The organism is Oricola sp., from assembly GCF_965230365.1.
Taxonomy (GTDB): domain Bacteria; phylum Pseudomonadota; class Alphaproteobacteria; order Rhizobiales; family Rhizobiaceae; genus Oricola.
Window position 1 is genome coordinate 1,832,315 of sequence record NZ_OZ246003.1, and the last position, 12,041, is coordinate 1,844,355.

Here is a 12,041-nt window from a genome sequence, read left to right on the forward strand (position 1 = left end):
TCTTGCGATTTCAGACGTTTAGCCTTCGCATTGCTCGGCTAAGCCGTCGAAATCGCTTTCTCTCCCTCGCGGGGAGAGAGGGAGCGCGTCATGTTCTCTAAGATTCTTGTCGCGAACCGGGGCGAGATCGCCTGCCGTGTCTTCAAGACCGCCAAGCGCCTCGGCATTGGCACGGTCGCCGTGTTTTCGGAGGCAGACCGCAACGCGCTGCACACCGAAATGGCCGACGAGGCAGTGTTCATCGGTCCGCCGGCGGCGGCCGAAAGTTATCTGGTGATCGACAGGATCATCGAGGCCTGCAAGGAAACGGGGGCCGATGCGGTGCATCCGGGCTACGGCTTCCTGTCCGAACGCGCCGAATTCGCCGAGCGGCTGAAGGCCGAGGGCATCACCTTCATCGGCCCGCCGCCGAACGCTATCGAGGCGATGGGCGACAAGATCACGTCGAAGAAGATCGCAGCCGAAGCCGGCGTGTCGACCGTGCCCGGTTACATGGGCCTGATCGACGACGCAGAGCATGCGGTGCGGATCGCCACCGAGATCGGCTATCCCGTCATGATCAAGGCGTCGGCTGGCGGTGGCGGCAAGGGCATGCGCATCGCCTGGACCGACGACGAGGCGCGCGAGGGCTTCGAACGCTCCAAGTCGGAGGCCGCGTCGTCGTTCGGCGACGACCGCATCTTCATCGAGAAATTCGTCACCGAGCCGCGCCACATCGAGATCCAGGTGCTGGCCGATCAGCATGGCGACGCGGTCTATCTTGGCGAGCGCGAATGCTCGATCCAACGCCGCAACCAGAAGGTGATCGAGGAGGCGCCGTCCCCGTTCCTCGACACCGCGACCCGCCAGGCGATGGGCGTGCAGGCCGTCGCGCTCGCCAGGGCGGTCGGCTACGCGTCGGCCGGCACGGTCGAATTCATCGTCGACCGCGACCGCAATTTCTACTTCCTGGAAATGAACACCCGCTTGCAGGTCGAGCACCCGGTCACCGAACTGATCACCGGCGTCGATCTGGTCGAGCAGATGATCCGGGTCGCCGCCGGCGAGCGGCTGGCGCTTGCCCAGTCCGATATCAAGCTGAATGGCTGGGCGGTCGAGAGCCGGCTCTATGCCGAAGACCCTTACCGCAACTTCCTGCCGTCGATCGGCCGCCTGACCCGCTACAGGCCGCCGGAGGAGGGCACGCGGCCCGACGGCACGGTGGTGCGCAACGACACCGGCGTCTTCGAGGGCGGTGAGATCTCGATGTTCTACGATCCGATGATCGCCAAATTGTGCACCTGGGGCGAGAGCCGCGACAGCGCCGTGGAAGCCATGCGCGAGGCGCTGGACGAATTCGAGGTCGAGGGCATCGGCCACAATTTGCCGTTCCTGTCGGCGGTGATGGACCATCCGCGCTTTCAATCGGGCCGCATCACCACGGCTTTCATCGCCGAGGAATATCCGGACGGCTTTGCCGGCGCGACGCTCGATGGCGAGGCGCTGCGGCTCGTCGCGGCCGTATCGGCAATGGCCGGCTGGATGACACGTCGCCGCGACAGTTTCATTTCCGGCCGCATGGCGCAGGGCAGCCGCAGCGAACCCGCCGAAACGCCCTTCGTGGTGCGGCTTGCCGACGAGGAGTTCGAGATCGCCATCGATGAGGACGCGACCAGCGGCTTCTACGATATTGACGACCTGACGTCGGCACCCGTCGGCGACTTCGGCGATCCGGTGTGGCTGACCTTCGGTGACGAGGACGAGGCGCGCAACTACCAGATCGCATGGCGGCCGGGCGGCCGGGTCGCCCGCATCTTCGCCGAGACCGGCGACGGCCACTGGCACGAGATCGCCGCCATGAAGATCGCGCCGCTGCCCGGCGGCTTCCGCATCCGCTATCGCGGTGCCGATCTGAAGGTGCAGGTGATGGCCCCGCATGTGGCGCGGCTGGCCGCGCTGATGCCGGAAAAACTGCCGCCCGACACGTCCAACATGCTGCTCTGCCCGATGCCTGGCCTGGTGGTCGCATTGAATGTCGCCGAAGGCGACGACGTGCAGGAAGGCCAGCCGCTCGCCATTATCGAAGCGATGAAGATGGAGAACGTGCTGCGCGCCGAAAAGGCCGGCCGCATCGCCGCGATCCCGGTCGAGGTCGGCGATTCGCTCGCCGTCGACGCGGTGATCATGGAGTTCGAAACATGACCGAGAAGACCAAACGCGACTGGCTGGATCTCGCCTCCAAGGAAATGAAGGGCCGCGATCCCGCCGAACTGAACTGGCAGACGCCGGAGGGCATCACGGTTGCCCCGCTCTATACCGCCGACGACATGCCCGACGGCGTGGCGGCCGAACTGCCCGGCTTCGCGCCGTTCACGCGCGGCGTGCGCGCCACCATGTATGCCGGCCGGCCGTGGACGATCCGCCAATATGCCGGTTTCTCGACCGCCGAGGAATCGAACGCCTTCTACCGCCGCAACCTCGCCGCCGGCCAGAAGGGCCTGTCCGTCGCCTTCGATCTGGCGACCCACCGCGGCTATGACAGCGATCATCCGCGGGTGGCCGGCGATGTCGGGGCCGCCGGTGTCGCCATCGACAGCGTGGAAGACATGAAGATCCTGTTCGACGGCATCCCGCTTGGCGAGATGTCCGTCTCGATGACCATGAACGGCGCCATCATCCCGGTGCTCGCCATGTTCATCGTCGCCGGCGAGGAGCAGGGTGTGGCCCGCAAGGACCTGACCGGCACGGTGCAGAACGACATCCTCAAGGAGTTCATGGTCCGCAACACCTATATCTACCCGCCGGACGCCTCGATGCGCATCGTCGCCGACATCATCGACTACACGGCGCGCGAGATGCCGAAGTTCAACTCCATCTCGATTTCCGGCTACCACATGCAGGAGGCCGGCGCGACGCTCGCCCAGGAGCTTGCCTACACGCTCGCCGACGGCATGGAATATGTCCGCGCCGCGATGTCGAAGGGGCTCGATGTCGACGCCTTCGCCGGCCGGCTGTCCTTCTTCTTCTGCATCGGCATGAACTTCTTCATGGAGGCGGCGAAGCTGCGCGCCGCCCGCCAGATGTGGGCGAAGATCATGACCGATTTCGGCGCCAAGTCCGAACGCTCGAAGATGCTGCGCACCCACTGCCAGACTTCCGGCGTGTCGCTGACCGAGCAGGACCCGTACAACAATGTCGTGCGCACGGCGTTCGAGGCGATGTCGGCGATCCTCGGCGGCACCCAGTCGCTGCACACCAATTCGTTTGACGAGGCGCTGGCGCTGCCGACCGATTTTTCCGCCCGCATCGCCCGCAACACCCAGCTGATCCTCGAACACGAGACAGGTGTGGCCAATGTCGTCGATCCGCTCGGCGGCTCCTATTATGTCGAGGCGCTGACGAAGGAACTGGCCGACAAGGCGTGGGAACTGATCGGCGAGGTCGAGGCGCTGGGCGGCATGACCAGGGCCGTCACCGAGGGCCTGCCGAAGATGCGCATCGAGGAGGCGGCGGCGCGCAAGCAGGCGCGCATCGACCGCGGCGAGGAGGTGATCGTCGGCGTCAACAAGTTCCGGCTGGCCGACGAGCCGGCGATCGATATCCTGCAGATCGACAATGCCAGGGTGCGCTCCGCCCAGGTGGCGCGGCTCGACAAGGTGCGCGCGACACGCGACAAGGCGGCTTGTACCGCAGCGCTCGAGGCGCTGGAAAAGGTCGCGTCGTCAGGCGAGGGCAATTTGCTGGAGGCCGCTGTGACAGCGGCGCGGGCGCGGGCCACGCTGGGCGAGATTTCGGACGCGATGGAGCGCGCCTTCTCGCGCCACCACGCGGTCACCCGCGTCATCTCCGGCGTCTATTCCGACGCTTACGCCGGCGACCCGGAATACAAGGCGATCCGCGCCAAGATCGCCGATTTCAAGACCGCGCGCGGCGACAGCCCGCACATCCTTGTCGCCAAGATGGGCCAGGACGGCCATGACCGCGGCGCCAAGGTGATCGCCACCGCCTTCGCCGACATGGGCTTTCGGGTCGATTTGTCGGAGATGTTCGAGACGCCGGGCGAGGTCGCCCAAAAGGCGATTGCCATGGGTGTCGACGTCATCGGCGTGTCGTCGCTTGCCGCCGGCCACAAGACGCTGGTGCCCGAACTGATCGAGACGCTCAGGGCCACCGGCGGCGGCGACATCATCGTCGTGTGCGGCGGGGTCATCCCCGAACAGGATTATGCGGATCTGCGCGCCGCCGGCGTCGCCGAAATCTTCGGCCCCGGCTCCAATGTGCTCGACGCCGCCAACGCCGTGCTGGCGCAGGTGGAGGGGGTGAGGAGGAACCGGTAGCGCCCGCCTATTCCGCCGCCGGCACGCCGGCGAACAGGCTCAGCTGCAGGAAGTAGCCGTGCCTCGCGGCCATCCCTACGCATTATTCGGACCGAAACGTGCAACCGAAAGGAGGGTCTTGCGATGACGGCGACCGAAACAAGAGTGGCTGAACACTACACCAACGGGGCATTACAGGCGGCGATCGAGGCCGGCTGGGCGAAAATGCAGGCCGTGTCGGAGGCAGCGCCGGTCGACCAATTGGCGGGCGTGGACGAGTTCCATATCGGCGGCCGTCCGGCGACCGAGATGGTCTGCGAACGCATGGAACTGGCGCCCGGGCTGAAGGTTCTCGACGTCGGCTGCGGTCTCGGCGGATCGGCGCGCTTCATGGCCACGCGCTACGGCGTCGACGTCGAGGGGATCGACCTGACGCAGGAGTATGTCGAAGTCGGCAACGCATTGACGCGCGAGGTGGGCCTCGGCGACAAGGTGCGGCTGTTGCGGGCCAGCGCCCTGAATCTGCCGCTCGGCGATTGCGGCTTCGACCGGGTGAGCCAGTTTCACGTCGGCATGAACATCGAGGACAAGGACGCTCTGTTCGCAGAGATCGGCCGGGTCCTGAAGCCCGGCGGCCTGTTGGCTGTCTATGACGTTATGCGGGTCGGCGACGAAACGCTGGACTACCCGGTCGCTTGGGCGCAGGACGAGAGCACATCCTTCGTGGCGCCGGTCGCCGCATACCGGGAGGCGATAGAGAAGGCGGATCTGTCGGTGCAGAGCGCCGAGCCGAAGAAGGAACTCGGGCTGGAGTTCTTCGCCAGGATGAAGGCGCGGATGGCCGAAAGCGGCCCGCCGCCATTGGGGCTGCACATCGTGATGGGCAAGGACGCTGGCGTGAAGGTCGCAAACATGGCGGCAAACATTGCCAAGGGCGCCATCGCCCCGGTGCTGATGCTGGCGCGAAAAGGATAGGGCGGTGAGGGGAGGAGCCGCCGGCGCGCGCGACATCATCGTCGACTGCGACGGCGTCATCCCCGAACAGGATTACGCGGATCTGCGCGCCGCTGGTGTTGCCGAAATCTTCGGCCCCGGCTCCAATGTGCTGGATGCGGCGAGTATTGTCGAGGTTATGGCGCTGGAGGTGGCGAGCAGGCGCGGTACGAAATCGCAAGTGAGGGGGAGCGTCATCGACGCCCCCTCATCCGTCTGCGGTCGTTCACGGAACGCCCGCATCCGCGGCAGGGCGGCATGAAGCGGTTCCCGCTCTCCCCCCTTGCGGGGGAGAAACGAGACCCCGCCCGTTGCATGAATTTTTCGCCTGTTTCGGCGTTTATCGAACAAATCCAATCGCATGGGCCGCGCGCGCCGTAAAACTCATGCAACGCATCGAAGCCTCTCTTATGATTGTCCCGCCTTCTTTTGGAAGCCGGGTCTAGAACCGACCACCCGGAAGAGGGACGGTGCCCGGTTGGGTGAGGAGTGCGCGACCGCTGGTCGGTCCATCGGCAACGAGTTGTCGATTGGAGCGACGAACGCCCGGATCGAACGAGAAGGGCCGGCGGTCGTGTCAGGTAACTCACCTGGGTGATGAACCCCCACGCCGGGGCGGCATGAAGCGGCGCGCGCAGTCCTGTTTTCCCGGACTTTTGTTCCGGGCCGCCGACCGAAGCTGCAAGACCACCGAGCGGGCGGTCCGAGGATCGCTATACTTCTAAGACGTTGCGATGCTTTGACCGCCCGTCTTCCACTCGCGATGCCTCGGCTGGCGCAGCCAGACCGGAAAGCTTATCGCGAGCAGGAAAAAGTCTTTCAGCAATCCGGTCTCGGAAACGGGACGCGGCGGCGATCGTACGCGCCGTGTTCAAACACACCGCGGCCGGCCAGCCCTCAGCGGTTGCCGGTCATTGAAAGGCAGCTAAGCTTCAGCGCGCCCAAAAGCGCGTCCAGATCTTCACGGTTTTTGGCGTTGTATTTCAGGCCCATCGCCACGGTCACGATGAAATGCGCCTGCTGGCCGACGCTGAGGCCGCTTGCGCGCAGGCTTTCGGCATAAGGCGCGAGCAGTCCGGCGACCAGTTCCTCATGGCGCGCATGTGAGCGGGCAATTTGGTCCTTGCCGGCCTCGTTGTGGCCGGCGATCAGGTCTTCGAAGTCGCCCGCGCCCTGCAACAGTTCGAAACCCTTGGCCACGGTCTCGGCGAAATAGATGTCCAGCTGTTCCGCCAGCGTGCCGTGCTCCGGCAGGCGCGCTTGCACCTGCGCCAGGTTGCGGTCGGTGACTGCGCGAATGCAGGCGCGTATCAGGTCTTCCTTGCTGCCGAACAGGTCGTAGATGGTTTGCCGTGAAAGCCGGGCGGCTGACGCGATATCCGACATCGCGGCCTTGCGCGTGCCGTAACGCACAAAGGTCTGGATCGCGGCATCGATGATTCTCTTTTTGGTGTCGGTCGGCGCGGCTTCGAATCGGTTCATCGGCGGCCATTAGATCACGATTTCCAGCTTGACAAGGAGTTGAATCTTGTAAACTACAAACATACAAATAGGATCAAATTGTAAGGTACGTGAAATCGAAGCCGGGCGCGAACCGTTTTGAGGGCAACCCGAGGTCGATTGCACGCGCAACAGAGAAAGGAAACAGCATGGACAAGGCACAAGAAGACGCGCTGATAGACCAACTCGCCAAGGGGGTCAGCTACTCGTTCCGCACGCCGATCCTGCGGCGCCCGTCCGATCACGGCATGGACTATGAGGACGTGTTCTTTCCGGCGATGGACGGGGTGATGCTGGACGGCTGGTTCATGCCGGCGGAAGGCTCAGACAAGCTCATAATCTGCAACCACTTAATCGGCGCCAACCGCTACGGCTATGCCGGCCATCTGGAGCCGTGGACGGGATCGGGCGGTTTCGAGGTGAACTTTATTCCCGCCTACAAGGCACTGGTCGAAGCCGGCTACAGCGTGCTCGCCTACGATCTGCGCGGGCATGGCCATTCGGCCGACGGCGCGGGAAGCATCACCGGCGTCGGCGCGATCGAATGGCGCGACGTGATCGGCTCGGTGCGTTACGCGAAAGACCGCTGGCCGAACGCGAAGGTGGCGCTGCATTCGCTGTGCATGGGCTGTAACTCGACCTTTATTGCCATGGAAAAGCACCCCGAAGAGTTCGAGCACATCTTCTGCATGATCGCGTTGCAGCCGCTGTCGGCAGCGCCATTTATCGAAAGGGCCCTTATCGACAACGGCGTCGAGAACGCGGTGGAGCGTTTCAACGAGCGCTACAGCTACTACTCCAGCTTCCGCCACACCGATTCCAACGCCATTGCGCGGGCCCACGCGGTCAAGGTTCCGACCATGTTGGTGCAGGTCAAGGACGACATGACGACCAAGCCGTCGGACGCCGAGGGCATCGTCGAACGTCTGCCGAACTCCGACAAGAAGCTGATGTGGATAGAAGGCAGGCCAGTTCGCTACGAGGGCTATCGTTACTTCAGCCAGAAGCCGGCCGAGATGGTCGCCTGGTACGACGCGCATCTGTAGGAATCAAACGCCAAAATCGGAGTAGTCGAAGTGATTTCCAATCGACGAAATCTGTTGAAGCTGGGCGCGTTTGGCGCGGTGGCGGGCGTCATGCCCGCCGTTGCGGTGCGCGCCAAGACGGCGGCGCCCGCCGCGGGAATAGCCGACACGACACTCGATCTGGTCGATCCGCAATACCGCGCATTCGCGCAGCAGATGCTGCCGGCCGAACTGAGCGATGCGATCCTGCCGCAAATCCGCGAAGTGGTCGCCGCCTCGCCGGCGATCGGCCGCACCGATCCGGTCTACGAGCACTTCGATATCGCCGGCCGCGCCGCGGAGGTCTATGTCTATCGGCCGTCGGCACCGAAGGCCGACCCGGCGCCCGCCATCCTCTACATTCATGGAGGTGGCTATGTCGTGGGCACCGCCGGCCAGATGCATGGCTATTGTCATGATATGGCCGACAAGTCCGGGGCGGTGGTGGTCAGCGTCGAATACCGGCTGGCCCCCGACACGCCGTTTCCGGGTCCGCTGGAAGACTGCCATGACGCGCTCTCGTGGACCCACGCCCGGGCCGCGGACTTGGGCATCGACCCGGACCGTATCTCGATCATGGGCCACAGCGCCGGCGGCGGATTATGCGCGGCGCTGGCGCTCTATGCGCGCGACCGCGGCGAAATGCCGGTCAGGGCGCAGTTCCCGATCTATCCGATGCTCGACCACCGCACCGCGACAACGGCCGCGCCGGTCAACAATCTGGCGACCGGTGAGTTCGTCTGGGGACGGCAGACTAATCGCTATGGCTGGGCCTCCTACCGGGGCGGCTATGGGCTCGATGACGCGCGCATAGGCCATTTCTCGCCGACCCACGCGGCGGCGCTTGCCGGTCTGCCGCCAGCCTTCATGATCGTCGGGGCGCTGGACCTGTTCCTGGAAGAGGACGCCGATTACGCGCTGCGCCTGACGCGCGAACGGGTGCCGGTCGAGTTCATCATCTATCCGGGCGCCATTCACGGCTTTGACAATGTGCCGGGTACCAACCTGACTGCCCGGTTTGAAATAGATCTCTACAACGCGTTCGCCCGCTTTATCTGAATCGGCCAGCGAACATGCAAGAAAGGAACGGTCATGTTCGGCAATATGGTCTCCAACATGATGGTCAAGCCCTACCAGTCTCCGCTGTTCGACAAGCCGGAGAACTGGGACCTCGACTACGAACGTGTGGAATTCCCTGCAACCGATGGCACGACGCTGCGCGGCTGGCTAATCAACGGCGGCACCGACAGGGTGATCGTCGAGAGCCATTTTGGCGTGCAGTGCAATCGCGGCGGCTGGAGCCCGCAGGGCAAGGGCCCGATCAGGCCGTGGAAGGAGGACATCAAGTTCCTGCGCCAGGCCAAGCACTTCGCCGACAATGGCTATTCCTTCCTGATGTACGACTTTCGCGGCCACGGCGAGAGCGATCTCGGCCCGAAACCGTGGGTGAGCTGGGGCCCGGAAGAGGCCAAGGACGTGCTCGGCGCAGTCGACTACATCTCGGGCCGGTCGGAATTCGCCAATGCCTCGATCGGCCTCTTGTCGATCTGCATGGGCTCGGGCGCGACCACCTATGCCTATGGTTTGGAAGACGGCATGGCCAAGCGCGACAAGGTCAAGGCGCTGGTGGCGGTGCAACCGCTGCTCTACAGCTGTTTTGTCGACGCGCTTGGCATGCCGGGATTCCTGCAGCGCGCCGGTGCCCGGGTGACGAAAGAGCGTCTCGGCTTCGATCTCGCCGAACCGAACTTCGTCGACCACACACCCAAGATCAATGTTCCGACGCTGGTCATTCAGAACGAGAACGACCCGTGGACCCAACTGCCGATGGTCGAAGGCTATTACAACGGACTGACGGTCGAAAAAGAGCTGAAGATGCTCGATCTGGAAAAGAGCCGGTTCGCCGCTTACGACTGGGTCGGCACGCATCCGGCCGACGTGCGGGCCTGGTTCGACAAGTACCTCTGACAGACTGTGGCGCGCGGCCTTCGGGCCGCGCGCCGTGCAGTATGTCGGCTTTCAGTCGGAGAGGGGAAGATGCAGCCGTTGCAAGCGCCTCGGCCTGCTACCAAGGCAATAGCGGTCTTGACCGGAATGCGGCCAAGTTCGTTGGCCGAGGGAGGTCCGGCCGCGATTGAGCTGATGGGAACAAATCTTCATATCGCACGGACAAGACTGGTTTTTTTCGTCGGAATCATACGACAAAATACCCTCCGAAGGCATTTGTGGCGGAATCGGCCGCAGTTTGCCTCATTTTCGCCAAACCCTTCACATTTCTGGGATTTAGGCGTTTGTTAGGGTTAATGGTTTATGACCGGGCCGAACGGAGGGGTAGTGCGGCTTAACCGAATGGAAGTGATGCAGCATGTGCAACGGGGGTTCCGCTTCGCGGGTCTGCCGCTTATTGCGATGTTTGCCAACATTTCGGTGCCGACCCAGGCCGCGCTTCCCGAACACAGCGCCATCGAATGGACCCGCTCGATCAATGGTGAATTGACCGACATCCGGCTGATGCCGCAGGGCGGGGCGATCATGCAGTCGCCGGGCGATCAGCCGCGCGTCAACCGTGACGCCAAGAGCGCGAGGCCTGTCGCCCCCAATCCGGATGCGGCGCGTCAGCCGCGTATCACGTATGACCCCGCCAAGATCGGGCGCTGGTGGGTGTTCCGCCGGGCGCTGCCCGCCGATCCCTTTGCAGGGCCGGGCAATCCGGATCTTGCGGTCGTGCGCGGCTTTCCAATCGATGAGCAACGCGGCCGGTTCGCAGGCGCACCGGCTGTGCCGGAAGAATTCGTTACCCATGGCGGAACCGTCGCCCACCGGGTTGCCTATGCGCCCGATGCGCCGCGCCAGCTGATCTGGTCGCCGCTGATCGCCGATCCGGTGGTCGAAGGGCTGGAAATCGCCGCCGTGCGACCGCTGCGCAAAGGCGACCACAAGTGGATGAGCCGGCCTTTGCCGGCAACGGTCACGACCGTCAAGGAACAGCGTTGTCTCGCCACCGCCATCTATTTCGAGGCACGTGGCGAATCCAAGGAAGGCCAGGCCGCAGTGGCGCAGGTCATCCTCAACCGGGTGCGTAACCCGGCCTATCCCGACACGATTTGCGGTGTGGTCTATCAGAACGCCAATCTGCGCAACCGCTGCCAGTTCTCGTTCGCTTGCGATGGCGTCGCCGAAAAGATCCGCGCACGGCGCGCCTATGAGAAAGCGCAGAAGATCGCGCGCAAGGTGACCGCAGGCGAGATTTTCATCGCCAAGGTCGGCGCATCAACCCATTACTTCGCCGACTACGTCCGCCCGCGCTGGGCCAACCGCATGATTAAAACCGCCTCGATCGGCGAGCATCACTTTTTCACCACCCGCAAGGGCGGCTGGCAGTAATCGGCCTGACCGCACTCTAGCGCGGTGCCATGCGGATCGCGCCATCGAGGCGGATCGTTTCACCGTTCAGCATCTGGTTCTCACAGATATGCAGTGCCAGCGCGGCGTATTCTGCAGGGTCGCCGAGGCGTGACGGGAAGGGCACTTGCGCGCCAAGCGCGTCTTGCACATCTTGCGGCATGCCGGCGACCATCGGCGTCTTGAAAATGCCCGGGGCGATCGTCACCACGCGGATGCCGTGCTGGGCAAGGTCGCGGGCCATCGGAAGGGTCATGCCGGCCACGCCGGCCTTGGAGGCGGAGTAGGCGATCTGGCCGATCTGGCCGTCGAAAGCGGCCACCGACGCGGTGTTGATGATCACGCCGCGCTCGCCGCTGGCAAGCGGTTCGGTTGCCGTCATGCCGGCCGCGGCCACCGCCGCACAGTTGAACGTGCCGAACAGGTTGACGGCGACGGTCTTGGCGAACTGCGCCGGATCATGTGGCTGGCCGCGCGACACCGTCTTGGCGGCCGGCGCGATGCCGGCGCAGTTGACGATGATGCGTTCCTGTCCGTTGATCTGGCGTGCATTCTCGAACCCCTGCTGCACGCTTTCCGGATCCGATACGTCGACACGAAAGAACACCGCGCCCGATTTCGCCGCCCGCTTCTCGGCGGCGCTGTCGTTCAGATCGAACAACGCGACCCGGCAGCCCTTCTTGGCCAATGCCTTGGCAGTTGCCGCGCCGAGGCCGGAGGCGCCGCCGGTAACGATGGCGCTGACGGAGGAGTCGAGTTTCATGGCTGTCCCTCTTTCTTGTTCGCT

The 12,041-nt window shown here is 64.1% G+C and carries 9 protein-coding genes and 1 pseudogene; 8 read left to right on the forward strand and 2 right to left on the reverse strand.

Annotated features, from left to right (window positions below):
* The first annotated feature begins 90 nt into the window (after positions 1-90).
* The 4 genes and pseudogenes from ACO06R_RS08805 to ACO06R_RS08820 form a co-directional block, all read left to right on the forward strand.
* On the forward strand, positions 91-2,181 hold the full coding sequence (locus ACO06R_RS08805) for an acetyl-CoA carboxylase biotin carboxylase subunit (protein ID WP_421858627.1): 2,091 nt from the start codon (positions 91-93) through the stop codon (positions 2,179-2,181).
* Positions 2,178-4,316 (forward strand): methylmalonyl-CoA mutase, encoded by a 2,139-nt coding sequence (gene scpA / locus ACO06R_RS08810; RefSeq protein WP_421858630.1) that lies wholly within the window; start codon positions 2,178-2,180, stop codon positions 4,314-4,316. The genes ACO06R_RS08805 and scpA overlap by 4 nt, the downstream gene beginning before the upstream one ends.
* Positions 4,317-4,439: 123 nt before the next feature.
* Positions 4,440-5,270: an SAM-dependent methyltransferase gene (locus ACO06R_RS08815; RefSeq protein ID WP_421858632.1), complete on the forward strand. Its 831-nt coding sequence runs from the start codon at positions 4,440-4,442 to the stop codon at positions 5,268-5,270.
* Between the two features lie 22 nt (positions 5,271-5,292).
* Positions 5,293-5,421, forward strand: a pseudogene (locus ACO06R_RS08820) (protein sbm); the annotation flags it as partial.
* A gap of 764 nt (positions 5,422-6,185) precedes the next feature.
* On the opposite strand, the gene ACO06R_RS08825 reads toward ACO06R_RS08820, so the two are convergent.
* Positions 6,186-6,770 carry a TetR/AcrR family transcriptional regulator gene (locus ACO06R_RS08825; RefSeq protein WP_421858634.1) on the reverse strand — a complete coding sequence of 195 codons (585 nt, stop codon included), beginning with the start codon at positions 6,768-6,770 and terminating at the stop codon, positions 6,186-6,188.
* 167 nt (positions 6,771-6,937) lie between these two features.
* On the opposite strand from ACO06R_RS08825, the gene ACO06R_RS08830 reads away from it, so the two are divergent.
* From ACO06R_RS08830 to ACO06R_RS08845, 4 genes are all read left to right on the forward strand, one after another.
* On the forward strand, positions 6,938-7,834 hold the full coding sequence (locus ACO06R_RS08830) for an alpha/beta hydrolase family protein (RefSeq protein WP_421858637.1): 897 nt from the start codon (positions 6,938-6,940) through the stop codon (positions 7,832-7,834).
* 30 nt (positions 7,835-7,864) lie between these two features.
* Positions 7,865-8,911, forward strand: coding sequence for an alpha/beta hydrolase (locus ACO06R_RS08835; RefSeq protein WP_421858639.1), 1,047 nt, complete (start codon positions 7,865-7,867; stop codon positions 8,909-8,911).
* A gap of 33 nt (positions 8,912-8,944) precedes the next feature.
* On the forward strand, positions 8,945-9,820 hold the full coding sequence (locus tag ACO06R_RS08840; protein ID WP_421858641.1) for an alpha/beta hydrolase family protein: 876 nt from the start codon (positions 8,945-8,947) through the stop codon (positions 9,818-9,820).
* Between the two features lie 366 nt (positions 9,821-10,186).
* On the forward strand, positions 10,187-11,236 hold the full coding sequence (locus ACO06R_RS08845; RefSeq protein WP_421858643.1) for a cell wall hydrolase: 1,050 nt from the start codon (positions 10,187-10,189) through the stop codon (positions 11,234-11,236).
* A gap of 16 nt (positions 11,237-11,252) precedes the next feature.
* Here ACO06R_RS08845 and ACO06R_RS08850 read toward each other — a convergent pair whose 3' ends face one another.
* The gene (locus ACO06R_RS08850; protein WP_421858646.1) at positions 11,253-12,017 is read right to left on the reverse strand and encodes an SDR family NAD(P)-dependent oxidoreductase; all 765 of its coding nucleotides are present in this window, start codon (positions 12,015-12,017) and stop codon (positions 11,253-11,255) included.
* Between the last annotated feature and the right edge of the window lie 24 nt (positions 12,018-12,041).